This window comes from Microlunatus sp. M237, assembly GCF_056896895.1.
In genome coordinates, this window is sequence record NZ_JBXHBL010000001.1 from 477712 (window position 1) to 501937 (window position 24226).

At 71.0% G+C, this 24226-nt stretch carries 25 protein-coding genes; 15 read left to right on the forward strand and 10 right to left on the reverse strand.

Annotation, left to right across the window (positions count from 1 at the left end):
* Positions 1–52 precede the first annotated feature (52 nt).
* Entirely contained in the window at positions 53–559 is a 507-nt protein-coding gene (locus AC1XX3_RS02215; protein WP_483319439.1) for a GtrA family protein, read from the forward strand.
* Here AC1XX3_RS02215 and AC1XX3_RS02220 read toward each other — a convergent pair.
* From AC1XX3_RS02220 to AC1XX3_RS02230, 3 genes are read right to left on the reverse strand one after another with little or no spacing between them, the layout of a single operon-like run.
* The gene (locus AC1XX3_RS02220; protein WP_483319440.1) at positions 507–1298 is read right to left on the reverse strand and encodes an enoyl-CoA hydratase/isomerase family protein; all 792 of its coding nucleotides are present in this window, start codon (positions 1296–1298) and stop codon (positions 507–509) included. The genes AC1XX3_RS02215 and AC1XX3_RS02220 overlap by 53 nt on opposite strands.
* Positions 1295–1990 carry a PH domain-containing protein gene (locus AC1XX3_RS02225; protein WP_483319441.1) on the reverse strand — a complete coding sequence of 232 codons (696 nt, stop codon included), beginning with the start codon at positions 1988–1990 and terminating at the stop codon, positions 1295–1297. The genes AC1XX3_RS02220 and AC1XX3_RS02225 overlap by 4 nt, the downstream gene beginning before the upstream one ends.
* Positions 1991–2042: 52 nt before the next feature.
* The gene (locus AC1XX3_RS02230; RefSeq protein ID WP_483319442.1) at positions 2043–2888 is read right to left on the reverse strand and encodes a biotin--[acetyl-CoA-carboxylase] ligase; all 846 of its coding nucleotides are present in this window, start codon (positions 2886–2888) and stop codon (positions 2043–2045) included.
* A gap of 90 nt (positions 2889–2978) precedes the next feature.
* Here AC1XX3_RS02230 and AC1XX3_RS02235 point away from each other — a divergent pair, with 90 nt between their 5' ends.
* The 5 genes from AC1XX3_RS02235 to AC1XX3_RS02255 are packed head-to-tail and all read left to right on the forward strand — an operon-like array spanning position 2979 to position 8146.
* Positions 2979–4550 (forward strand): acyl-CoA carboxylase subunit beta, encoded by a 1572-nt coding sequence (locus AC1XX3_RS02235; RefSeq protein WP_483319443.1) that lies wholly within the window; start codon positions 2979–2981, stop codon positions 4548–4550.
* On the forward strand, positions 4547–4774 hold the full coding sequence (locus tag AC1XX3_RS02240) for an acyl-CoA carboxylase subunit epsilon (protein ID WP_483319444.1): 228 nt from the start codon (positions 4547–4549) through the stop codon (positions 4772–4774). Before AC1XX3_RS02235 ends, AC1XX3_RS02240 begins: the two co-directional genes overlap by 4 nt.
* A 42-nt stretch (positions 4775–4816) precedes the next feature.
* A complete protein-coding gene (locus AC1XX3_RS02245; RefSeq protein ID WP_483319445.1) occupies positions 4817–5785 on the forward strand; it encodes a DMT family transporter in 969 nt (322 codons plus the stop codon).
* 10 nt (positions 5786–5795) lie between these two features.
* Positions 5796–7508 carry a DUF885 domain-containing protein gene (locus AC1XX3_RS02250; protein WP_483319446.1) on the forward strand — a complete coding sequence of 571 codons (1713 nt, stop codon included), beginning with the start codon at positions 5796–5798 and terminating at the stop codon, positions 7506–7508.
* Between the two features lie 5 nt (positions 7509–7513).
* Positions 7514–8146, forward strand: a complete 633-nt coding sequence (locus AC1XX3_RS02255; protein WP_483319447.1) for a Maf family protein — start codon at positions 7514–7516, stop codon at positions 8144–8146.
* Between the two features lie 60 nt (positions 8147–8206).
* On the opposite strand, the gene AC1XX3_RS02260 is transcribed toward AC1XX3_RS02255, so the two are convergent.
* Positions 8207–9433: an Nramp family divalent metal transporter gene (locus AC1XX3_RS02260; RefSeq protein ID WP_483319448.1), complete on the reverse strand. Its 1227-nt coding sequence runs from the start codon at positions 9431–9433 to the stop codon at positions 8207–8209.
* A 9-nt stretch (positions 9434–9442) separates the two neighbouring features.
* Positions 9443–9937: a hypothetical protein gene (locus AC1XX3_RS02265; protein ID WP_483319449.1), complete on the reverse strand. Its 495-nt coding sequence runs from the start codon at positions 9935–9937 to the stop codon at positions 9443–9445.
* 111 nt (positions 9938–10048) lie between these two features.
* On the opposite strand from AC1XX3_RS02265, the gene AC1XX3_RS02270 reads away from it, so the two are divergent.
* The 3 genes from AC1XX3_RS02270 (at position 10049) to dprE2 (ending at position 13212) form a co-directional block, all read left to right on the forward strand.
* Positions 10049–10948 (forward strand): decaprenyl-phosphate phosphoribosyltransferase, encoded by a 900-nt coding sequence (locus tag AC1XX3_RS02270; protein ID WP_483319450.1) that lies wholly within the window; start codon positions 10049–10051, stop codon positions 10946–10948.
* A complete protein-coding gene (dprE1, locus tag AC1XX3_RS02275) occupies positions 10945–12363 on the forward strand; it encodes a decaprenylphosphoryl-beta-D-ribose oxidase (protein ID WP_483319451.1) in 1419 nt (472 codons plus the stop codon). The genes AC1XX3_RS02270 and dprE1 overlap by 4 nt, the downstream gene beginning before the upstream one ends.
* A 93-nt stretch (positions 12364–12456) precedes the next feature.
* Positions 12457–13212, forward strand: a complete 756-nt coding sequence (gene dprE2, locus AC1XX3_RS02280) for a decaprenylphospho-beta-D-erythro-pentofuranosid-2-ulose 2-reductase (protein WP_483319452.1) — start codon at positions 12457–12459, stop codon at positions 13210–13212.
* Positions 13213–13417: 205 nt separating this feature from the next.
* On the opposite strand, the gene AC1XX3_RS02285 is transcribed toward dprE2, so the two are convergent.
* From AC1XX3_RS02285 to AC1XX3_RS02295, 3 genes are all read right to left on the reverse strand, one after another.
* Positions 13418–14443 (reverse strand): iron-siderophore ABC transporter substrate-binding protein, encoded by a 1026-nt coding sequence (locus tag AC1XX3_RS02285; RefSeq protein ID WP_483319453.1) that lies wholly within the window; start codon positions 14441–14443, stop codon positions 13418–13420.
* Between the two features lie 164 nt (positions 14444–14607).
* Positions 14608–16164, reverse strand: coding sequence for an acyl-CoA carboxylase subunit beta (locus AC1XX3_RS02290; RefSeq protein ID WP_483319454.1), 1557 nt, complete (start codon positions 16162–16164; stop codon positions 14608–14610).
* Complete coding sequence (locus AC1XX3_RS02295; protein WP_483319455.1) at positions 16161–17330, reverse strand: acyl-CoA dehydrogenase family protein; 1170 nt, start codon at positions 17328–17330, stop codon at positions 16161–16163. Before AC1XX3_RS02295 ends, AC1XX3_RS02290 begins: the two co-directional genes overlap by 4 nt.
* A gap of 96 nt (positions 17331–17426) precedes the next feature.
* On the opposite strand from AC1XX3_RS02295, the gene AC1XX3_RS02300 reads away from it, so the two are divergent.
* Positions 17427–17825, forward strand: coding sequence for a MerR family transcriptional regulator (locus AC1XX3_RS02300; protein ID WP_483319456.1), 399 nt, complete (start codon positions 17427–17429; stop codon positions 17823–17825).
* Here the strand turns inward: AC1XX3_RS02300 and AC1XX3_RS02305 are convergent.
* Entirely contained in the window at positions 17822–18382 is a 561-nt protein-coding gene (locus AC1XX3_RS02305) for a DinB family protein (RefSeq protein ID WP_483319457.1), read from the reverse strand. The two genes, AC1XX3_RS02300 and AC1XX3_RS02305, sit on opposite strands and share 4 nt — an antisense overlap.
* 52 nt (positions 18383–18434) lie before the next feature.
* Positions 18435–19532, reverse strand: coding sequence for a CobW family GTP-binding protein (locus tag AC1XX3_RS02310; protein WP_483319458.1), 1098 nt, complete (start codon positions 19530–19532; stop codon positions 18435–18437).
* 245 nt (positions 19533–19777) lie between these two features.
* Between AC1XX3_RS02310 and rpmG the strand changes: the two genes are divergently transcribed.
* The 5 genes from rpmG to AC1XX3_RS02335 all read left to right on the forward strand — a co-directional run bounded on the left by rpmG (position 19778) and on the right by AC1XX3_RS02335 (position 24204).
* Positions 19778–19945: a 50S ribosomal protein L33 gene (gene rpmG / locus AC1XX3_RS02315; protein WP_483319459.1), complete on the forward strand. Its 168-nt coding sequence runs from the start codon at positions 19778–19780 to the stop codon at positions 19943–19945.
* Between the two features lie 80 nt (positions 19946–20025).
* Complete coding sequence (locus AC1XX3_RS02320; RefSeq protein WP_483319460.1) at positions 20026–20799, forward strand: LamB/YcsF family protein; 774 nt, start codon at positions 20026–20028, stop codon at positions 20797–20799.
* Positions 20777–21478: a 5-oxoprolinase subunit B family protein gene (locus tag AC1XX3_RS02325; protein ID WP_483319461.1), complete on the forward strand. Its 702-nt coding sequence runs from the start codon at positions 20777–20779 to the stop codon at positions 21476–21478. Before AC1XX3_RS02320 ends, AC1XX3_RS02325 begins: the two co-directional genes overlap by 23 nt.
* Complete coding sequence (locus tag AC1XX3_RS02330; protein ID WP_483319462.1) at positions 21475–22341, forward strand: 5-oxoprolinase subunit C family protein; 867 nt, start codon at positions 21475–21477, stop codon at positions 22339–22341. Before AC1XX3_RS02325 ends, AC1XX3_RS02330 begins: the two co-directional genes overlap by 4 nt.
* Before the next feature lie 96 nt (positions 22342–22437).
* Positions 22438–24204, forward strand: a complete 1767-nt coding sequence (locus AC1XX3_RS02335; protein WP_483319463.1) for an acetyl-CoA carboxylase biotin carboxylase subunit — start codon at positions 22438–22440, stop codon at positions 24202–24204.
* The last annotated feature ends 22 nt before the right edge of the window (positions 24205–24226 follow it).

The window sequence follows — 24226 nt, forward strand, 5'->3', positions numbered from 1 at the left end:
ACGGTTGTCCTCGCGGGTGCAACCGGCTCCGGCCGGTACTGTGGGCGCTGCCATGCCAGCCGATCCCCCCTCCCGACCCGGTCTTCTCGACCGGGTACGTCACCTGGGACCAGAGGCGATCCGGTTCGGGATCGTCGGGCTCAGCGGTGTCGCGGTCCAGATCGTCGCGTTCAACCTGCTGCGCTACGCCGGGCCGGGCTACGTCGGGGTGCTGGAGTCGAAGCCGATCACCGCGCAGGTGCTGGCCATCGGGCTGGCCACCGTCGTCACCTATCTCGGCAACCGGCACTGGACCTACCGGCACCAGGTCAAGGGCAAGGTGTCACGCGAGCTGCCGGTGTTCGTGCTGCTCAACGCGATCGCCATCGGCATCGGCGCACTGTGCCTGGCCGTCAGCCACTATCTGCTGGGGCTGACGTCACCGCTGGCCGACAACGTGTCCGGCAATGTCATCGGCCTGGGACTGGGCACCCTGTTCCGGTTCTGGTCCTATCGCCGGTTCGTGTTCACCGGGTCGGCTCCGGACGGCCCGGCCACCGGGGCGCCCGCTTCTCGGTGAACGCGGCGATCCCCTCCACCCGGTCGGCGGAGAACGCCACCGCGGCCCACGCCTCGTCCTCAACGGCCAGACCCTCGGCCAGCGACATGTCGTAACCCGCCCGGAGGGCAACCCGGGCGTGCCGCACCGCCACCGGGGAGCGACCGGCGATCGCGGTGGCCAGCTCCTCGGCGACGGCGATCGCCGACCCGACCGGCACCAGCCGGTCGGCCAGGCCCAGCCGATACGCCTCCGCGGCGTCGACCCGGCGTCCGGTCAGCACCAGGTCCGCGGCCCGGTTGAGCCCGATCCGGCGCGCCAGCAGCTGGGTCCCGCCGCCACCGGGCACCAAGCCCAGCCCGACCTCCGGCAGCCCGAAGACCGCCCCGCCGCCGGCCACGATCAGGTCGCAGGACAGCGCGAGCTCGCAGCCACCGCCCAGCGCGAACCCCTCCACCGCGGCGATCGCCGGCACCGGCAGCTCCCGCACCGCCCGGAAGGCGGCGCGGAACACCGGCCGCTGCGCCCCCAGCTCGTCGTCGGTGAAGCCGGCGCGCTCCACGAGGTCGGCCCCGACGCAGAACGCCCGGTCGTCGGCGCTGCACAGCACCACGGCCCGGGTCGTGGCCTCGGCCGCCACGGTGGCACAGGCCTCGGTCAGCTCCTCAGCCTGGGAGGTGGACAGCGCGTTTCGCGCGTCCGGCCGGTCCATCACGATCGCGGTGACCCCGTCCGCGCGGAGCTCGACCCGAACGCTCACCGCCGCCGGCCCCGCTCCCGGCGATCCGCCCGGTGCCCGGTCGGTGCGGTCTGCTGCGGGCCGATCAGATCGAGCTGGGTGGTGGTCGCTTCTGGTCGGGCGGCCCGGCCGTCGCGGCTCTCGAGCGCATGCGGCACCGGCCAGCCCGTGCCCAGCTGGGTCGTGGCATCGAGGTCGGGCCCAGTCGGCGCCGGCTCCGCGGCGGCCCGGTCACGGCCGAACAGCAGCTCGGTCACCGCGACGTGCACCGCCTCCACCTCGGGCACGTCGTGGAGCACCACAGGTCCACCGTCGGAGGCGGTCTGGAGGTTCAACGTGCCGCAACCGAGCATCCGGTCGGTCAGGCTCCGGTCATAAGACACGTCGTTGATCCGCATCAACGGCAGATCCTTGCCGGTGCGGCTCAGGATGCCCGTCCTGGTGATGATGCGGCGGTCGGTGACCGTGTATGTCGTGGTCCGCCAGCGCAGGAACGGGATGACCGCCCACCACACGGCCAGCACCGTACCGAGCAGGGCGACGGCGTACTGGCCGGCTGGACGGTAGTCGGTCGGGACCAGCGCGGCACCGACGCCGGTGAGCCCGCCAGCGGCGATCAGACCGAGAGCGGGCAGCACCAGCGCCTTGCCGTGGGTGCGTAGGTGCAGCACCACGTGCTCGTCGGCGCCGAGCCACTTGCTGGGGAAGCCCATGCAGCCATGCTGACACATGACACCCAGCCGGCCGGTGGAGCGAAGATCGCAGTCAGCGCAGGTGGACGACGTCTCCGGCGCCGAAGGTCTGACGACCGGTGTCGGTCAGCACCACCAGCCGACCGTCCCGGTCGATGGCCTCTGCGGTGCCCTCCACCACCACGTCGGAGGGCAACATCACCCGAACCCGGCGGTCGATGGTGTCGCAGCGATCCACGTACGCGGCGGCGAACGCTGCGTCGTCCTCGTTGGCGCGCCAGTGGTCGAAGAGCAGCTCGAACGCCCGCAGCACGGTGACGATCACGGTGTCGCGGTGCGGTATCCGGTCCGGGGTGACCAGGCCCAGCGAGGTGGCGGTGGGCACCGGCAGCTGGTCGCGCCGCAGGTGCACGTTGAGCCCCATGCCGATCACGCAGGCCGGGCCGGTGGGGGTCTCGACCCGCTCGGCGAGGATCCCGCACAGCTTGCGGCCGTCGACCAGGACGTCGTTGGGCCACTTGAGCACGGCAGGCACCTCGGCGACCCGGCGCAGGCCCTCCACCACGGCCAGACCCGTCAGCAGCGGCAGCCAGGTCCACCGAGAGGTCACCACGTCGTCCGGTCGCACCAGCACCGACATGGTGATGGCCGTTCCCGGCGGCGCGGTCCAGGTCCGACCGAGTCGACCGCGGCCCGCGGACTGGAAGTCGGTGACCAGCACCGCGCCCGCGGGCTCGCCGGCGCGAGCGCGGGCCACCAGGTCGGCATTGGTGGACCCGGTCTGCGCGACCACGTCGAGCCGGTTCCAGTACGACCCCGGCACCACCAGGTCCGCGCGCAACCGGTCAACGTCCAGCGGGTCGGCTTCGAGCTCCGGCTCGCGGTCGGAGGCGGGTTGCGGTGCATCGGTACGGGCCATCGTCTGCACCCTACCGGCGTCGATGCGTGCACCCGGTCCGATGTCCGTCGAGTAGGCGGCGACGCGGGCGGCCAACTAGGGTGCTCAGCTATGGGCCCCGACATCCACACCACCGCCGGCAAGCTGGCCGATCTCGATCGGCGCATCGACGAAGCGGTCCACGCCGGTTCCGCCGCCGCGGTCGAGAAGCAGCACGCCAAGGGCAAGAAGACAGCCCGTGAGCGGATCGAGATGCTGCTCGACCCCGGCTCCTTCACCGAGCTGGACGAGTTCGCGCGGCACCGCTCGACCTCGTTCGGGATGGAGAAGCGGCGACCGTACGGGGACGGGGTGGTGACCGGCTTCGGCACCATCGACGACCGCCCAGTCTGTGTGTTCAGCCAGGATGTGACCGTCTTCGGCGGCAGCCTCGGTCAGGTCTACGGCGAGAAGATCGTCAAGATCATCGACTTCGCTCTGAAGACGGGCTGCCCGCTGATCGGTCTGAACGAGGGCGGCGGCGCGCGGATCCAGGAAGGCGTGGTCTCCCTCGGGCTCTACGGCGAGATCTTCCGCCGCAACACCCACGCCTCCGGGGTCATCCCGCAGATCTCGTTGATCATGGGCGCCGCAGCCGGCGGGCACGTCTACTCCCCCGCCCTGACCGACTTCGTCGTGATGGTCGACCAGACCTCACAAATGTTCATCACCGGACCCGACGTGATCAAGACCGTCACCGGCGAGGACGTCACCATGGAGGAGCTCGGTGGCGGGCGTACCCACAACACCCGCTCCGGCAACGCCCACTACCTGGCCAGCGACGAGCAGGACGCCATCGACTACGTCAAGGCCCTGGTGTCCTATCTGCCGCAGAACAACCTGGACGAGCCGCCGGCGTTCGACGTCGAGGTCGACGCCGAGATCAACGACTCCGACCGTGAGCTGGACCTGCTCATCCCCGACTCCCCCAACCAGCCCTACGACATGCACGAGGTGCTGTCCCGGGTGCTCGACGACGGCGAGTTCTGTGAGGTGCAGGAGCTGTTCGCCCCCAACATCCTGGTCGGCTTCGGCCGGGTCCAGGGTCGCAGCGTGGGGGTGGTGGCCAACCAGCCGCTGCACTTCGCCGGCTGCCTCGACATCGACGCGTCCGAGAAGGCCGCCCGCTTCGTGCGGACCTGCGACGCGTTCAACGTGCCGGTGCTCACCTTCGTCGATGTGCCCGGCTTCCTGCCCGGCACCGACCAGGAGTGGAACGGCATCATCCGCCGCGGGGCCAAGCTGATCTATGCCTACGCCGAGGCCACCGTGCCGCTGGTGACGGTGATCACCCGCAAGGCGTACGGCGGCGCGTACGACGTGATGGGCTCCAAGCACCTCGGTGCCGACATCAACCTCGCCTGGCCGACCGCCCAGATCGCGGTGATGGGGGCGCAGGGAGCTGTCAACATCCTGCACCGCCGGGAGCTGGCCACTGCCGAGGACCCGGAGTCTCGCCGGGCCGAACTGATCACCGAGTACGACGACGAGCTGGCCAACCCCTACATCGCCGCCGAGCGTGGCTATGTCGACGCCGTGATCAGCCCGCACGAGACCCGGCTGGAGATCACCCGGGTGCTGCGGCTGCTGCGCACCAAGCGCGAGACGCTGCCGCCCAAGAAGCACGGGAACATGCCGCTGTGAGCGCCGCCGAGCCAGTCTCGCCGCTGTTCTCGGTGGTCAAGGGCAGCCCGACCGACGAGGAGGTCGCCGCTCTGGTCGCGGTCCTCTCGACAGCCGGCGCCCCCGTCGTCGAGACGCCGGCGCCGCCCCGCACCGGCTGGGGAGCGTACTGGCGTGGTGTCCGCGCGCCGCTGACTCCGGGCCCCGGTGCCTGGGCCGCCTCCGGGCGACCGATCGCGCGCTAAAACCGGTTCCTGCTGTCGGCGCGGTGCCCTATCGTCGCCGCCATGCACCTCAGCTCGAGCGGCTCGGGCCCGACCCCGAGCGCCACCACCCCAGGAACCGCACTGGCGCTGGTGGCCGCGGGGGTGACGGTGCTGCTGTGGGCCTCGGCCTTCGTCGGTATCCGCAGTGTCGGCGCCAGCTTCTCCCCGGGATCACTGGCCCTGGGCCGACTGCTGATCGGCGGTGTCGTCCTCACCGCGGTGGCCCTGAGCCGTCGGGTGCGGCTGCCCCGTGGGCGCGTGTGGTGGTGGGTTCTCGGCTACGGACTGCTGTGGTTCGCCGGCTACAACGTCGCCCTGAACGCCGCCGAGCGGCACCTCGACGCCGGCACGGCGGCGCTGCTGGTCAATGTCGGCCCGATCCTGGTCGCCGCCCTCGCCGGGCTGCTGCTGTCGGAAGGCTTCCCGCGCACCCTCATCCTCGGCTCGGTGATCGCCTTCAGTGGCGTGGTGGTGATCACCCTCGGCGGCCGGGCGACCTCCCAGTTCGACCTGATCGGTGTGGTCCTCTGCTTCGCCGCGGCGCTGCTCTACGCCGCGGGGGTGGTGGCGCAGAAGGTGGCCCTGCGCACCGTCGGTCCGCTGAGCGCGACCTGGCTGGGCTGTCTGGTCGGCATGGTCGCCTGCCTCGGCTTCACCCCGACCCTGGTCGCCGACCTGGCGGCGGCCCCGACATCCGCGGTGCTGGGCCTGGTCTATCTCGGCGTCTTTCCCACCTCCGTCGCGTTCACCACCTGGGCCTACGCGTTGTCGAGGATGGACGCCGGCCGAACCAGTGCGACCACCTATCTGGTGCCCGCGGTGACCATCGTCGTGTCCTGGTTGCTGCTGGGCGAGACCCCGGGCTGGGTCGGGATCCTCGGCGGCGTGATCTGCCTCAGTGGGGTGGCCGTCACCCGACGGGGCAGCCGGTCGCCGCAGCAGCTGCCGGCAGCCGAGGAGGCGCTGCCGGAGCCCGAACGTGGGCACTAGTCTGAGGCGGGTGAGCGACCAGAGCAGGGCTGACCAGCCGGGCGACCGCCGGCCCGTGGACGACATCGCCGATGCGTATGTGACGGAGTGCACCTCCCGTTATCCCGAGCTCGCGACCTATCTGGGGGTGCCGGGCTCGGACCACCGCTGGAGCGACTACTCAGTCGACGGGCACGCGGACCGGATCGACCACGTACGCCACACCATCGCGGCCCTGAACGGGGCCAATCCGGTGGACGACCGGGAGCACACGGCCAAAGAGGCCATGCTGGAGCGCCTCGGCCTGGAGGTGGAGCTGTACGAGGCCCACACGACGACCAGCCGGGTCAGCGTGCTGGCCGGCGGCGCCCAGGAGATCCGTTCCATCTTCGACCTGATGCCGACCGACACCGAGGCGGCCTGGCACGCCATCGCCACCCGGCTGTCCACCGTCGACGTACCGCTGCAGCAGACCCGGCAGACCTTGACCACCGAGGCCAACGCCGGCAACATCTCCGCCGTCCGCCAGATCAACGGCACCGTGGATCAGATCCGTTCCTGGACCGGTGAGACCGGCAGCGATGACTTCTTCGACGGTCTGGTCGCCCGGATCCCCGAGGCCATGCCGCAGACCCTGCGCACCGAGGTACGCCACGCCGCCGACCGCGCACGGCAGGCGTTCACCGACTTCGGCCGGTTCCTGGCCGAGGACCTCGCACCGGCGGCGCCCACCCTGGATGCGGTCGGCGTGGAGCGCTATGCCCTGGACTCCCGCGACTTCCTCGGTGCCACCATCGATCTGCAGGAGACCTACCAGTGGGGCTGGGAGGAGCTGGGTCGGATCCAGCAGCAGCAGCGGCTGATCGCCCGCCAGCTCGTCGGCAGCGATCACATCGCCGAGGCGTACGCCGCCCTCGACGCCGATCCGGCCCGCCGGATCACCGGCGCGGACGCCTTCCAGCGGTGGATGCAGCAGCTGGCCGACCAGGCCGTCGCCGACCTCGCCGACACCCATTTCGACATTCCGGACCCGATCCGAGCCATCGAGTGCTGTCTGGCGCCGACCCATGACGGAGCCATCTACTACACCGGTCCCGCCGAGGACTTCTCCCGGCCCGGGCGGATGTGGTGGGCGGTGCCCGACGGCATCGAGTCCTTCTCCACCTGGAAGGAGGTCACCACCGTCTACCACGAGGGCGTCCCGGGTCACCACCTGCAGGTGGCCCAGAACGCGTACCGCAAGGACCTGCTGAACCGCTGGCAGCGCCAGATGAGCTTCGTCTCCGGTCACGGTGAGGGCTGGGCGCTGTATGCCGAGCGGCTGATGGCCGACCTGGGCTATCTCGACGACCCGGGCACCATGATGGGGATGCTGGACGCCCACGCCTTCCGCGCCGTCCGGGTGATCATCGACATCGGCATGCACCTGCAGCTGCAGATCCCGGCCCCCAACGCCTGGGGCTTCCATCCCGGTGAGTACTGGACCCCCTCGCTGGGATTCGAGTTCCTGGTTGCCAACTGCTCGACCGACGAGCCGACCCTGCGCTTCGAGCTGGACCGCTATCTCGGCTGGCCCGGTCAGGCGCCGTCCTACAAGGTCGGTGAGCGGATCTGGCTGGAGGCGCGCGATGAGGCCCGGGCCCGCCAGGGCGCGGACTTCGACCTGCGACAGTTCCACACCGACGCCTTGAACCTGGGCAGCCTCGGGCTGGACCCGCTGCGCCGCGCCCTGGCGCGGATCTGACCGCCATGGACGACCTGCGACTCATCCTCGCCTCCGCCTCCCCGGCCCGCCTGGCGACGCTGCGCAGCGCCGGCCTCCACCCGCAGCCCTTGGTCTCCGGCGTCGACGAGAGCGTGGTCGGCGCACCGACTGCGGCGGCACTGGCCGCCCGGTTGGCGCAGCTCAAGGCCGAGGCGGTCGCTGACCGGCTCGACGCCGCTCCCGGCCGGACGGTGGTGATCGGCTGTGACTCGGTGCTCGAGCTCGACGGCGGGGTGTACGGCAAACCGGAGTCGGCCGAGGTGGCCCGGCAGCGGTGGCGGCAGATGCGTGGTCGAAGCGGCGTGCTGCACACCGGTCACCACATCATCGTGTCGAGCGGCCCGACGGGCGGTCCGGGGGTCGCCACCAATGCCGGCGCCGCAACCGCCGTCGAGTTCGCCGACCTCAGCGACGACGAGATCGACGCCTACGTCGCCACCGGCGAGCCGCTGCAAGTGGCCGGCGGCTTCACCATCGACGGTCTCGGTGGTCCGTTCGTCACCCGGATCGACGGCGACCCCCACAACGTGGTGGGGATCAGCCTGCCGCTGCTGCGGACCATGCTGGCCGGTCTCGGCATTCCCTGGCCCGACCTCTGGCGCCGGCCGGCCGACTGAGCCGGCCGCCCTCGCGTCTCCCGACGTCGCGTTTCCCGACGTGGCGTTTCCCGAGCTTGATCAGCCCACGGCCTCGGCCACGGTCAGCACGACCAGTGCAGCGTTGAGTGCTACCACGATGGCCACCACCACCCAGGCGGTGACCACGGTGGCGAGCCGGGTCGGCGCCAGCCGCATCAGCGAGGCGTCCCGGGCGATCCGGACCAGCGGCACCAGCGCGAACGGGATGCCGAAGGACAACACCACCTGCGACAAGATCAGCAGCCGGGTCGGGTCCAGCCCCAGACCCAGCAGCACCAGGGCCGGCACCGCGGTGAGGATGCGGCGCCAGGCCAGCGGGATCCGGCGCTCGAGCAGCCCGTCCATGATCACCGCCCCGGCGTAGCCGCCGACCGAGGTCGACGCCAGCCCGGAGGCCAGCAGACCGAGGGCGAACAACGTGGCGACCACCGGCCCGATCGCGTCGGCCAGCGCCGCGTGAGCACCTTCGAGGGTGTCCACCGTCAGCCCGAAGAAGGTGCTGGCGGCCAGCAGCAGCATGCCGACGTTGACCGTGCCGGCCACCACCATGGCCAAGATGACGTCCAGCCGGATGGTCCGCAAGGTGCCGGCGGCACAGCTCGGGTCGGCGCGGCCGTGCCGGTCGCGGACCAGGGCGGAGTGCAGATACACCGCGTGCGGCATCACGGTGGCACCGAGCATCCCCACCGCCAGCAGCGCCGAGTCGGCACCGGCCAGCCGGGGCACGAGGCCGGCCACGGCACCGGCCGGGTCGGGCGGCGAGACCACCAGCCCGGCCAGGAAGCCCACGGTGACGATGGCGAGCATGCCTGTGATGACCCGCTCGAACGCCCGTTGACCGCGCCGGTCCTGGACCACCAACAGCGCGGTGGAGACCACGGTGGTGACCAGCGCGCCGACCAGGACCGGGAGGTCGAACAGCAGCTGCAGGGCCACCGCGCCGCCGACGATCTCGGCCAGGTCGGTGGCCACCGCCACCAGCTCGGCTTGCACCCAGTAGGCCAGCCGGGCGCGTCGGGAGTTCCGCTGCCCCACCAGCGCCGGGAGCGACGACCCGGTCAGCCAGCCCACCTTGGCCGACAGGTACTGCACCAGTCCGGCCATCAAGGTGGCGCCGACCAGCACCCAGAGCAGCAGATAGCCGTACGTCGCACCGGCTGAGGTGTTGGTGGCGACGTTGCCCGGGTCGACGTACGCGACCGCGGCGACGAAGGCGGGTCCGAGCAGCCGGGACCGCTCGATCAGGGCACGACTGGTGACCAGCATCGCGCGGCCTCAGCCGACCGGTCGCAGGGTGACAGCAGCTGCGGCATCGCCGGTGAAGCTGCCGCGCCAGCCGTGGCCGGCGAAGGTGAGGCTGGCACCGGCGGGGTCGTCAGCGGTGACGGTGAACCCGGCAGCCGGGAGTGCCTGGCGCAGATAGTCGGCCACCTCGGCGGCCGGTGGCCGGGTGAGGACCAGCGTGACGTTGCTGGGCTGGTCCACCCGGGTGGCGATCCGGGCGGTGCGCGGCAGGGAGAAGGCGCCGCTGGGGCCGTAGCGGAGGCCGAGCTCGCCCAGCGTGACACCGGTGGGCGGGATCGTCACCCGCACCGGACCCGGGCTGACCGGCCCGGACGCGCTCGGTCGCACCTGTGCACCGCTGGTGCTGCAGGCCGCGGCGACGACCAGGAGCAGGACCATCACGGCCACCACGGCGGCCCGGCCGGACCCGACGGTGCGGACCGGAGGCCGCTGGTCGCGGACAGGACTGGAGCGGGCTGCGGGCACGCGGACCAAAATACTGTGCCCGGCCGCGACTCGACGCCGGGTCTGTGTCGGGGGCGTGTCCGGTGCCGCAATTCGGCCGCGGTCGCCGTCGCCGGATAATCTCGGGGCGTCATGACTGAGAACACGCAGGTCGCCGTACGGCCCAGCCGCCTTCCCGCCGCCGTGCGCGCGATGCGTCCCCGGCAGTGGGTGAAGAACGTCTTGGTACTGACGGCGCCACTGGCGGCTGGGCGGCTGTTCGAACGTGGGGTGTTGCTCGACGCCGGCCTGGCGTTTCTGGCCTTCTGTCTGATCAGCGCCGGCGTCTATCTGCTCAACGACGTCCGCGACGTGGTCGAGGACCGACTGCACCCCCGCAAACGGCACCGACCCGTCGCCAGCGGGGAGATCTCGCCGGCCGCGGCGCTGGTGCTCGCCGCCATCGTCGGCGTACTCGGGTTCGCCCTCGCCTTCTGGACGTCCACCGGCCTGGGCATCACCTTGGTCGTCTACGTGGTGATCCAGGTCGTCTACTCGATCCTGCTCAAGCACCAGCCGGTGATCGACCTGGCGATCGTGGCCAGCGGCTTCCTGCTCCGCGCCGTCGCGGGCGGCGTCGCCACCGACATCCCGCTGAGCCAGTGGTTCTTGCTGGTCGCGTCGTTCGGATCGCTGTTCATGGTGGCCGGCAAGCGCTACTCCGAGCACAAGGCCATCGGGGTCGAGGCGGGCACCCGACGCTCGCTGGAGCACTACTCCCAGTCCTACCTGCGGTTCGTGTGGATGCTGGCCGCTGCCACCGTCGTCATGTCGTACGGGCTGTGGGCCTTCGAGAACCGCGGCGACGCGGTCTACGGCATCCCCTGGACGGCGCTGTCGATCGCGCCGTTCACCCTCGGGTTGTTGCAGTACGCGCTGAAGGTGGATGCTGGTGAGGCCGGCGAACCGGAGGACGTCGTCCTTCACGACCATGTGCTGCAAGGGATTGGATTGGTCTGGCTCGTGTTGATCTCGATCGCGGTCTTCGGATGAGCGACTTCCCCGAGGAGAAGTCGACGATCCTGCCCTCGCTGCCCGAGCAGCAGCCGATGGTGCCGCTGCACGGCTGGGGCCGGGCGTCCTCCACCAGCGCGCACCTGAGCAGCATCGAGTCGATCGAGGGCGCGGTGTCGGCGCTGCGCCACGCGGAGTCCAACGGACGGGGCGTCGTCGCCCGCGGTCTCGGCCGCAGCTACGGCGATGCGGCCCAGAACGCGGGAGGCACGGCGCTCGACCTGACCAAGCTGAACCGCATCCTGCACGTCGACGCCGAGGCCGAGGTCCCGACGGTCCAGGTCCAGGCCGGCGTCAGCCTCGACACGTTGATGCGGGCGCTGCTGCCGTTCCGGCTGTGGGTCCCGGTGCTGCCGGGGACCCGCCAGGTCACCGTGGGTGGAGCCATCGCTGCCGACGTCCACGGCAAGAACCACCACACCCAGGGCAGCTTCGGCAACCACGTACGCTCCCTGGACCTGCTCTGCGCCGACGGCGAGGTGCGCACGCTCTCCCCCGACGACGAGGACCCGTCGGTGTTCTGGGCCACCATCGGTGGGATGGGACTGACCGGGGTGGTGCTCGGCGCCACCATCGCGGTGCAGCGCACCGAGACGGCGTACTTCCTGGTCGACACCGACCAGTGCAGTGATCTCGACGACCTGATGGCGCAGATGAGCAGCGGCGACGACCGCTACACCTACTCGGTGGCCTGGTTCGACGCCGTCAGCCGGGGCAAGCACCTCGGCCGGGGCGTCCTCACCCGCGGCAACAAGGCGAAGCTGGCCGATCTCGACTTCAAGACCCGGCGCGACCCGCTGCGGTTCGTGGCCCCGTCGTTCGGCACCATCCCGGAGATCTTCCCCAACAAGATGGTGAACCGGGCCACCGCCAAGGCGTTCAGTGCGGCCTGGTTCCACAAGGCACCACGGCACCGGATGGACGAGCTGCAGAACATCACCCAGTTCTTCCATCCCCTGGACATCGTGGCCGAGTGGAACCGGGTCTATGGGCCGCACGGGTTCCTGCAATACCAGTTCGTGGTGCCGTTCGCCGAGCACGAGACGTTCAAGACCTGTTTCGAGCTGATCGTCCGCTCCGGGCACGTGTCGTGTCTGAACGTGCTGAAACGGTTCGGCCCGTCGAACCTGGCGCCGCTGTCCTTCCCGATGCCGGGCTGGACGCTGACGGTCGACCTGCCGATCGAGGACGGCCTGGAGACCCTGTGCAACACCTTGGACGAGCTCGTTGTCGCCGCCGGCGGACGGGTCTATCTGGCCAAGGACTCCCGGCTCTCGGCCGGTACCTTCCGACAGATGTACCCCCGCCTGGACGACTTCCTCACCGTCCGGCGCAAGGTCGACCCGAACGGACTGTTCAACTCCGACCTGGCCCGGCGGCTGCACCTGGACTGAGCACCGCCACCCCACTGATGCCGGCTCCCCTCGGGTGGCGGGCACGCGGCTTGCCGCACCGAACGCGGCCTCGGCCGCACACGAAGGAGAAGCATGATCGACGCCCTCGGCGCCCCGCAGTCCCTGCTGCTGCTCGGCGGCACCTCCGACATCGCGCTGGCCATCGCGCGACGCTACGCCGCCGTCCGCCCGCTGCGGGTCGTGCTGGCCGCTCGGCCGGGTGAGCGGCGCAGCGCTGCCGCGGCCGAGCTGACCACGGCCGGCTGCACCGTTGAGGAGGTCGACCTCGAAGGTCGAGACGCCGCCTCGCGGGAAGCCTGTATCGAGCAGGCTTTCGCCGGCGGCGACATCGACGTTGCGGTGGTGGCGTTCGGGCTGCTCGGTGACGCCGAGGCGGCCTGGCATGACCCGGCACTGGCGGTGGAGCTCGCCGAGGTCAACTACGTGGCCCCGGTCCATCTGGGGGTGCTGCTGTCCAACCGGATGCAGCGGCAGTCGCACGGCCGGATCGTGGCCTTGTCCAGTGTCGCCGGCGAACGCGTCCGGCGGTCCAACTTCGTCTACGGCTCGACCAAGGCCGGGATGGACGGGTTCTTCCTCGGCCTGGGCGAGGCGTTGCGCGGCACCGGGGTCAGCGTGCTCGTGGTGCGTCCCGGCTTCGTCCACTCCAAGATGACCGAGGGCCTGGACGCGGCCCCGCTGGCGGTGACGCCGGAGCAGGTGGCCGAGGCCACCGTGGCCGCGGTCAAGGAGAAGCGGGACGTGATCTGGGTGCCGGCCCCGATGCGTGCGGTGATGTCGGGACTGCGCCACGTGCCCCGTCCGCTGTTCCGCAAGCTGCCACTCTGAGCAACGCCGCAGCGCGCTCCCTAGCCGACGTCGCCTCGGCGGTTGGCCGGTTCGACGTGACCCGCCGGGTCGAGCACCTGCGACTGCTCCGCACCGGTGAGGACCCGTCGACAGCTCGCGGCTGACCGCTGCCCCCGACCGGTGCCCCCCGATCGGTGCGCCCACCCGACGCGCCGGGGCGACGCGCCGGGTGGACCACGAGCGGCTAGCCCGAGGCCTTGGCGGCGGTGGACAGCGCGGTGGCGAACTCGTCCAACGTCCAGGTGATCGACAAGATGGTCGGCGGCGACACCGCGGTGACCTTCTCCTCCCCGACCACCGGCGCGTACGCCTTGGCGGCGACCTGTGGCATCGCCTTCGCATACGGCTGGCCGAGGAACCTGTCCAGCTCGGCCTGCGACGGGGCGTACACCACGAGCACGTCGCTGGTCAGCTTGTCGAGCTGTTCGTGGCTGAGGGTGTAGTAGAACGTCGACTCGTCGGTGGAGAGCTCCTCCACGCTGGGCGCCGTCACCATCCCGAGGTCGGTGAGGAACTCAGCCCGTGGGTCAGCCTCCCGATAGACGTAGAAGGTGCCGGCCATGTCGGCCACCGCGGCCACGGTCTTGCCCGCCAGCTCGGGGTGCTCGGCCGCCTTCTGCGAGACCACGGCGTCACTGTCAGCCAGCAGCTTCTCCGCCTCGACCTTCTTGCCCAGAGCGGCGCCGACCATGGTCACCACGTCACGCCACGGCGTGGCCCAGGCCTGGTCCGGGTATGCGACGGTAGGGGCGATCTTCTCGAGCTTGGCGTAGTCCTCCGCGGTGATGCCGGAGTACGGAGCCAAGATCACGTCGGGGGCCGCCTTGGCGATCTCCTCGAACGGGACCGCCGCCCCGTCGGGGTTGCTCAGCATCGTGGGTGTCTCGGCGCCCAGGGCGGTGAGCTTCTCAGCGATCCAGGGCAGCAGACCCTGCTCGTCGCCACCGTAGGCCTGGACCGGGATGGCTACCGGCACCACGCCGAGGGCGAGCACCGCGTCGGCGCTGCCGTAGCCCCAGGTCAGCACCCGGGTCGGCGCGGCGGGGATGACAGCCTCCCCGAAGGTGTGCTTGATGGTGACGGGGAAGGTGGCGTCGGCGGTGGACGGCGAGGACTCGCCCTCGGCCGAGGACGAGGCGGAACAGCCGGTGGCAAGGCCGGTGGCTGCGGCGGCGGACACGGCGAGCAGCCGTCGGCGGGTGAAGGACATCCAGGGCTCCTGAGTAAGTAGGTTAGGCAAACCTTATCTTAATCAGGCGTCCCGGGATCCTGCCGCGGGGAGGCCCCGCGAGACACCTACGCTGTGGCCATGGGTCTCGACGTCGGGGTACGTCACCGACGTGGTCTGAGCACGGCGCCCGCACCGCCGCCGGGTCAGACCGGGGGCACCCCGTGCCGCCGGCTGGAGAAGTGCCGGTCCTTGGTCGCCGCGGCAGCGAACCGGGCCACCAGCTGCTCGCGCACCTCGCCGGGTTCCACCACGGCGTCCACCACCAGGTCGGCCGCCAGGCCGAGCAGGTCGATGTCAGCCTCGTACGCGGTTCGCAGCTCCTGCTCCCGCTCCGCCCGCTGCGCCGGGTCGGTGATCTCGGCCAGCTTGTTGGCGTAGACCGCGTTCACCGCGGCCTGGGGACCCATCACCGCGATGGAGGCGGTCGGCAGGGCCAGGCAGGCGTCCGGGGCGAAGCCCGGTCCGGCCATGGCATACAGCCCCGCACCGTAGGCCTTGCGCAGGATCAGCGAGATGGTCGGCACCGTGGCTTCGGCCACCGCAGTGATCATCTTGGCTCCGTGGCGGATGATCCCCTGCCGCTCCACCGCGCTGCCGATCATGAACCCCGGGACGTCGACCAGATAGAGCAGTGGGGTGTTGAACGCGTCACAGAGCCAGATGAACCGCGCTGCCTTGTCGGCCGAGTCGACGAACAGCACCCCGCCCTTGACCGCGGGCTGACTGGCCACGATTCCGATCGGGTGGCCCTCGAGCAGTCCCAGGCCGACGACGATCTCGGGTGCGAACAAGGGCTTGATCTCGAAGAAGCTGTCGGCGTCGAGGATCGCCTCCACCACCGCGTGGATGTCATAGCCGGCTGCGTCCGCCGTCGGTACCAGGTCGTCGCTGAACGATCTCGCCGGTGGCGTCGCGGAATAGATCGGTCCCTCGGTCCGCCAGCTCGTCGGCAGATAGGAGAAGTACGTCTTCGCCTGCTCGATGGCGTCGGCATCATCGGTGGCCAGCTGGTCGCCGCAGCCGGACACGCTGGCGTGCATCCGGGCGCCGCCCATCTCCTCCAGGCTGACCTTCTCCCCCACCACCATCTCGGCCATCCGTGGTGACCCGAGATACATCGAGGCGTTCGCCTCGACCATGATCACCAGATCGCAGAACGCCGGGATGTACGCCCCACCGGCCGCGCTCGGGCCGAACAGGCAGCAGATCTGGGGCACCTTGCCCGACAGGGCAACCTGGTTGGCGAAGATGCGGCCCGCCCCGCGGCGACCGGGGAACAAGTCGACCTGATCGGTGATCCGGGCGCCCGCGGAGTCGACGAACCAGAAGACCGGCAGCTCGTCCCGGATCGCGATCTCGGTGATGCGGATGATCTTCTCCACCGTCCGGGCACCCCATGATCCGGCCTTCACGCCGGGGTCGTTGGCGACCACCAACGCGGCCCGGCCGTCGACCAGCCCGCGACCGGTGACGACGCCGTCAGCCGGCAGGTCCCCCGCCAAGGCATTGGCCAACCGGCCGTCCTCCACGAAGCTGCCCGGGTCGAACAGCAGGTCCACCCGGTCACGGACGTAGAGCTTGCCGGCCGCCGCCAGCTTGGCTGCCGCGCGCGCGGCCGGCCGCTCGGTGGCCACCCTGGCGGCCCGGATCGCGTCGATCGGAGCGCGGCCGGTGGGCGACGGCTGTTCCGGTGCGGTCACGAGACCGGCAGTCCGAGGCCGCGGGCGATCAGCAGGCGCTGCACCTCGGAGGTACCCTCACCGATCTCCAGGATCTTGGCATCGCGGTAGAACCGGGCGACCGGGTATTCCTCCATGAACCCGTAGCCGCCGAAGACCTGGGTGGCGATCCGGGTGGCCGTCACCGCGGATTCGGTGGCGTAGAGCTTCGCGATGGCCGCGGCCCGGGTGAATGCGGCCGGCTCGGCGCCGGCATCCTTCATCGCCGCGGCGGAGTAGACCAGCAGGTGCGCCGTACGCGCCATCACGTCGAGGTCGGCGATCTTGAACGCGACCGCCTGCCGGCCACCGATCGGAGCACCGAAGGTGGTCCGCTCCAGGGCGTACGCCCGGGCCAGCTCGAGACAGGCCCGGATGCAGCCGAGCGCCAGGGCGGCAATGGCCACCCGACCGTCGTCGAGGATGGCCAACAGCTGAGCGAAGCCGTGGCCGCGTTCGCCCAGCAGCGCGTCGGCGTCCACCCGGGCGTCGGCGAAGGTCAGCGGGTGGGTGTCGGAGGCCCGCCAGCCGAGCTTGGCGTACGCCTTCTCCACGACCAGCCCGGGCGTGCCCTGCGGCATCAGGATGGCGGAGATCTCCGGCCTGCCGTCCGGACGGGTGCCGGTCCGCGCGGTGACGGTGATCACCGAGGTGAGTCCGGTGCCGGAGTTGGTGATGAACTGCTTGCTGCCGTTGACCACCCAGCAGCCGTCGGCGAGGCGTGCCGTGGTCCGGGTGGCGCCGGCGTCCGAGCCGGCCTCGGCCTCGGTGAGCCCGAAGGCCGCCAGGGCGCGGCCGGCGATCAGGTCCGGCAGGAAGCGCTCCTGCTGGGCAGCCGTTCCGAACGACGCGATCGGATTGATGCCGAGCCCGACGGCCGCCTCGAGGGTGATGCCGAGTGACTGGTCGACCTTGCCGATCTCCTCGATCGCGACGCAGAGCCCGGTGAAGTCGCCGGCACCGCCGTACTCCGGTGGCGCATTGAGACCGAACAGGCCGAGCTCGCCCATCTTCGCCACCGCCTCGAGCGACAGCAGGTGCTCGGCGTCCCAGTGGGCGACATGCGGGGCCAGCTGCTCCGCCGCGAACTCCGCCACCGCCGCCCGGAGATCACGGTGGTCCTCGCCCAGCTCGAACGTGCCAGTCATGGCTGTCCTCTCGTCGTCATCGACGCGACCGAGCCTACCTTACGTTTACGTCAACGTAAGGTACGATCTGGACATCCGTTGCGACCCGAGGACCGCATGACCACACGCACCTGGACGATCGGCGAGCTGGCCGAGGAGTTCGGCACCACCCTGCGGACCATCCGCTTCTATGAGGACAAGGGCTTGCTGTCCCCCCAGCGGGACGGGCAGGCTCGGGTGTTCCATCCGCGCGACCGCGTCCGGTTGCAGCTGATCCTGCGGGGCAAGCGCCTGGGATTCAGTCTGGAGGAGATCGCGCGGGTGATCGACATGTACGACGAGACGCCCGGCGAGGCGGGGCAGCTGGAATACCTGCTGCGGGACATCGAACGCCGGCGGGCCGATCTGGAGGCCAAGCGGCGCGACCTCGAGGAAGCGCTGGCCGAGCTGGACGGGCTGGAACGCCGGTGCCGGACCGACCTCGCGCAGCTGCGGGTCGACGCGCCGGCGGGCTAGCTCTGGTCGTCCTCGCGCTGAGCGGTCACGTCCCAGAGATGGTGCACCACGTCATGCAGGAAATACTGGGCGAGCGTGGTGACGGTGAACATGGCGCCGCCGGAGCGTCGACCGGGTCGCTGCAACTGATCCTCGGTGAGTCCACGCAGCCGGGCGGCGAAGGCCGTCGCCGCTGCGGCGAGCTCGTCGGCCACCAGGTCCGGGTCCTGCTCGGCGTAGCGCTCGGTCACCGCCGTCTCGTCCTGGTCCCAGTTGTCGAAGACCGGGTTGTCCTGCACCAGCATCATGGCGAGCCGCGCGTCGAAAAGCCGGTAGACGTCGCGGACGTGGGCACCGTACTCGAGCGGTGACCAGACGACCGGGAACGGACGCAACGTCACCCCCGGGCTGGAGGTGAGGATCTGCACCCACTCCGACGCCGCCACCTCGGCTCGGTCGCCGATCTCCTCGACCGGCACCCGGCCGGCCGCGAGGCCGCACTCATCACAGCGACGCTCGAGCGTCCAGGTCCAGTCTTTGCCATCGGGGACGGGATGGATCTCTGGGTCAGGGTCCACCCGCCCACCTTAGCCGCGTTGCAGCACGTCGGGCACGAAATCAAGCCTCCACTCAGCTGGCGGAGGTCGTGGCGCCCAACCACGGGCCGAGGCCATCGTCGGTACCGACCCAGCTGTCGGCTGCCGTCAGCTCGGCCGGCGTCAGCAGCACCTCATCGAAGGAGGCAGCGATCCGGCGCCGGTCCGCCGCATCCACGCCGGTGATCACCAGCCGGGTCTCCGGCTGCCGATCGCCCCACGGTCCCCGATCACCGATGCTCAGCTGGCCACCGCAGCCGTCCCAGACGCAGACCTTTCCCGGTCGCGACGGCAACCAGAAGTGCCCACGCGCGCGCGTCCGGCCACCGCCGAGCCGCTCGATCTGCTCGAGCAGACGCGTGGGGTGCAGCGGACGGGTGGACCGAAGATCCAGCGTCCAGACCCCGTCCCGCGCAGGCTCTCCGGTCGACGTGGCCCAGAGCGGATCGACGCGGCGGTGCGCCACCGCGCTGTCGTGCCATCGCTCGACCAGTGCGGCCGCTGCCACCTCGTTCCAGCCGATGTGCAGCTGGCTGGTGGCCGAGACGACGTGCCGCAGCAGTGTGGTGGCGGCGGCACTGCCCTCCTCCACGGCGACCACCACGTCGGCGAACTCGACCTGCGCGGCGAGCGTCTCCCCCACCGAGCGACGCTCGACCAACCCGAGTCCCATGCCCCGCTCGGCGAGCAGGTCGTGCCCGACCAGGTCCTGCTCCAAGGTGTCCAGATCGACCAGACTGACCACGCAGCTGAGTCGCGCACCGTCGAGCTCGCCGCGGGCGATGGCGTCGTTGACGTGGTACGCCACCGGCTCCGGCTCCGCGGTCAGTGGCAGCGCGAGCACGATCGAGGTCCAGCGGCCGGACGCCACCAGCATCCGTAGCGTCGGGACGATGTCCTCCCGCACCGTGCAGCTGAGGCAGGTGTGCTCCAAGGCGTTGGTGTCGTCGGACAGCACACCGCTCCGGTCGGTGACGATCCGCCGCACACCCCCGCCGTGGCCGAGGTCGGACACCAGATCGTGGGTCACCACGACGGCGCTGGGCAGGTCCAGCAGCAGCCCGATCGCCGCCGACTGCCGGGCCACGGCGTCCAGCGAGGTGAGCAGAACGATCGAGACGACATCACTCACGCAGGGCGCCCCTTTCCGTAGCGGCGTTCGCCCCTTCCCGCTTCCGGCGACGGCGTGCGCCCTCGACCGGTGAGAAGGGATGGTTCGCCGAGGACACCTCGACGCCGACCAGAGGATACTCGCGCCGGGTGCTGGGGTCGGACCCGGCGACGGCAGCTGTTCGACGTCGCTCAGACCGGACTCGGGCGGGACGAATTAATGAATATGATTGTCATGTTCACCAACTCGTTTTCAAGGAGAAGCGCATGAGTCGCCGTAACGACCTCCGCCCCGTCATTCAGCTGCGGTCCACCGCCGGGACCGGGTTCACCTACGTCACCCAGAAGAGCCGTCGCAACGACCCGGACCGCGTCGTGCTGCGCAAGTTCGATCCCGTCGTCCGCCGTCACGTCGACTTCCGCGAGGAGCGCTAGCCAGACGGCGCGCCGGGGACTTACCGCGGGATCTGGCGTACCGACGACCGTCTCCGGCGCCGGTACGCCAGACTGCTGCCATGGCGCTGGACCTGAACGCCGATCTCGGCGAGTCGTTCGGACGGTGGTCGCTGGGCGACGACCAGACCATGATCGGACTGATCACCAGTGCCAATGTGGCCTGCGGCTTCCACGCCGGGGACCCCACCACTCTTCTCACCACCTGTCGCGCGGCCGTGGCCGCCGGTGTCCGGATCGGCGCCCAGGTCGGCTATCGCGACCTGGCCGGCTTCGGCCGCCGGTTCCTCGATGTCAGTCCGGCCGACCTGACCGCTGACGTGATCTATCAGATGGGCGCGCTGGATGGCTTGGCGCGGGCCGCCGGCGGCCGGGTGAGCTATCTCAAGCCGCACGGCGCGCTCTACAACACCGTCGTCGACCACGACGCCCAGGCCGCTGCGGTCGTCGCCGCCGTGGTGGCGTACGACCCGACCCTGCCGGTGCTCGGACTGCCCGGCTCCACCCTGCTGCGGCTGGCTGACCGGGCCGGCCTGCGCACGGTGACCGAATATTTCGTCGACCGCAACTACACCACCGACGGACGGCTGGTCGACCGGCGTAAGCCAGACGCGCTGATCGACGACCCGCAGGTGGCCGCCGGACGGGCGGTCGAAGCCGCGCGGCGCCGGGTGGCGGACTCGTTCTGCACCCACGGCGACTCCCCGGGCGCCGTCGCCATGGCTGGGGCGGTCCGGTCGGCGCTGGTCGAGGCCGGCTTCCAGCTGGCGCCCTTCGTCGGTGACCCCACGCCGACCACCGAGGTCGAGTCGCATGAGCCCGGCTCCATCGGCTGACCGGGTGATGGCGATGCGGCCCCCGCGCCGGCTGCTGCCGTACGGCGAGCATGGCGTCCTGGTCGAGTGCCCGGACCTGGCCGACAGTCTGGCGCTGCAGCGGACACTGACCTCCTCGGCGGCGCCACCGGCCGAGATCGCCGAGATCATCCCCGGTGCCCGTACCGTGCTGATCCGGCTCCACCGCCCGCTCAGCGCCGCCACCCGCGAGCTGCTCCGCCATGCCGACGGCGGCGCCGACGCGGACGCGGGACTGTCGGCCACCCGGGCAGCACCGGTGGTCATCGAGGTGGACTACGACGGGGAGGACCTGGCGACGGTGGCCGAGCACTTGGGGCGGACACCGGCCGAGGTGGTCGCTCTGCATACCGGCCAGGACTGGACCGTCGCCTTCTGCGGCTTCGCCCCCGGGTTCGGCTATCTGGTGTGCCCCAGCGACGAGCTGGTCGTCCCTCGCCGCTCCACCCCGCGAACCAGGGTGCCGGCCGGTGCGGTCGGCCTGGCTGACCGGTTCTCCGGGGTCTACCCCCGGCAAGGCCCCGGCGGGTGGCAGCTGATCGGACGGACCACGGCACGGCTGTGGGACCTGGACCAGAGCCCACCGGCTCTGCTCACCCCCGGCACCGGTGTCCGGTTCGTCGACCGCGCCGGATCCGACCGGCATCGGCCGACCGGGTGAGCAGCGCCGGCGCCATCGTGGTCGAGTCGACCGGTCCACGCGCCCTCCTCCAAGACCTCGGCCGGCCCGGGCACAGCCGGCTCGGGGTGTCGCCGTCGGGCGCCGCCGACCGGGCGGCGCTGCGGCTGGCCAACCGCCTGCTCGGCAACGACGAGGGCGCCGCCGCGATCGAGGTCGTCCTGGGTGGGCTGAGCGTCCGGGCCGAGAGCGGCTGCTGGGTGACCGTGACCGGGGCGGCGGCCGAGCTCCGCGTCGACTCGACCGCCACCGCCTCGCACACCGTGATCTGGCTGGCGCCGGGCCAGCGGCTGAGCATCCGTCCGCCGCACACCGGTCTGCGCAGCTATCTGGCCGTCCGCGGCGGCCTCGACGTCGAGCCGGTGCTCGGTAGCCGGTCGACCGACACGCTCGCCGATCTCGGTCCGGCGCCGTTGGCGGCCGGCGACCGACTGCCGGTGGGTACGCCGGCGCACCCGATGCCGGGGGTCGAGCAGACGCTGCCCCGGCCACAGCCGTCGTCGCTGGCACTGACGCCGGGTCCCCGCCGGGACTGGTTCTCCGCCGCAGCCTGGCAGCAACTGCTCAGCACCGCCTGGGAGGTGACCGCCGACTCCGACCGGGTCGCGGTCCGCCTGGCCGGCCCGGCGCTGGAGCGCGTCGTCGGTGGCGAGCTGCCGTCGGAGGGCGTGCTCCGCGGGGCGGTGCAGGTGCCGGCGTCGGGTCAGCCACTGCTGTTCGGGTCCGACCACCCGGTCACCGGCGGCTACCCCGTGATCGCGGTGCTGACCGAGGCCGCCTGCGATCAGGCCGCCCAGCTGCGACCGGGACAGCGGGTACGGCTCCGCGTGGAGAGCCTCGACTGAGCGGTCCGCGACGCCTGGCCGGGCGTGCGGCCGGGCGCAAAATCACTAGACTCCTAGCCGGCGCGGTCGCGCCGGACGTCGCCTGATGGAGGAACAGTGGGAATTCGCAAGGTACTGGTAGCGAACCGCGGCGAGATCGCCGTCCGGGTGATCCGGGCCGCCGCCGACGCCTCGCTCGCCAGTGTCGCGGTCTACGCCGACGCGGACGCCGACTCCTTGTTCGTCCAGCTCGCCGACGAGGCGTACGCGCTCGGTGGCGCCACCCCGGCAGCGACCTATCTCGACGTGGCCAAGATCCTCGAAGTGGCCGTCAAGTCGGGTGCCGACGCCGTCCATCCCGGTTATGGCTTCCTGGCCGAGAATGCCGACTTCGCCCGAGCGGTCATCGACGCAGGTCTGACCTGGATCGGTCCCCCGCCGGCGGCGATCGAGAGCCTCGGCGACAAGGTGAGAGCCCGCCACATCGCCCAGAAGGTCGGCGCCCCGCTGGTCCCCGGCACCGCCGACCCGGTGGCCGACGCCGCCGAGGTGGTCACGTTCGCTGAGCAGTACGGACTGCCGATCGCCATCAAGGCGGCCTTCGGCGGCGGCGGTCGCGGGCTCAAGGTGGCTCGCACGATGGCAGAGATCCCCGAGCTGTTCGAGTCCGCCACCCGGGAGGCGGTCACCGCCTTCGGTCGGGGTGAGTGCTTCGTCGAGCGCTACCTGGACAAGCCACGCCACGTCGAGACCCAGTGCCTGGCCGACGCGCACGGCAACGTGGTGGTCGTCTCCACCCGTGACTGCTCGCTGCAGCGGCGGCACCAGAAGCTGGTCGAGGAGGCACCCGCGCCGTTCCTGACCGACGCCCAGGTCAGTGAGCTGTATGTCTCCTCCAAAGCGATCCTGCGGGAGGCGGGGTACGTCGGCGCCGGCACCTGCGAGTTCCTGGTCGGTCTGGACGGCACCATCTCCTTCCTCGAGGTCAACACCCGGCTCCAGGTGGAGCACCCCGTCTCCGAGCAGGTCACCGGGCTGGACCTGGTGCGGGAGATGTTCCGCATCGCCGACGGCGAGGAGCTCGGCTACGACGACCCGGTCACGTCCGGGCACTCGATCGAGTTCCGGATCAACGCCGAGGATCCGGGCCGCAACTTCATGCCCGCCCCCGGCACGCTGACCGCGTGGCGCGCCCCGGCCGGCCCCGGGGTGCGGGTCGACGAGGGCTATCTGACCGGGATGACCGTGCCCGGCAGCTTCGACTCGCTGGTCGCCAAGGTCATCGTCACCGGCGCCGACCGAGACCAGGCGCTGGCCCGCTCGCGGCGCGCGCTCGCCGAGCTGGTGGTCGAAGGGATGCCGACGGTCGTGCCGTTCCACCGGGCCGTCCTGAACGACCCGGCCTTCACCGCCGCCGACGGGCATTTCGGCGTCCACACCCGCTGGATCGAGACTGAGTTCAGCGGCGACCTCCCGCCGTACGCCGGTCCCAGCGGCGACGCCCCAGAAGAGCTGCAGAAGAGCACCGTCGTGGTGGAGGTCAACGGCAAGCGGCTCGAGGTGGTGATCCCGGCCCAGCTGGGGGTCGTCGGCGGTGGCAACGGCGCCGCGGCCAAGAAGCCGGCCCGGCGTACGTCCGGCGCCACCGGCGCCAAGGCCCCGTCCGGCAATGCCCTGACCTCGCCGATGCAGGGCACCATCGTGAAGGTCGCCGTGGCCGACGGTGACGCGGTCGCCGCCGGAGACCTGGTGGTGGTGCTCGAGGCGATGAAGATGGAGCAGCCCCTGACCGCCCACCGGAACGGCATCGTCTCCGGGCTCACCGCCGAGGTGGGGGCCACGGTGACCAGCGGTCTGGTGCTCTGCGAGATCGTCGATGCCTGACCGGTCAGCTCGCGCCCATGGG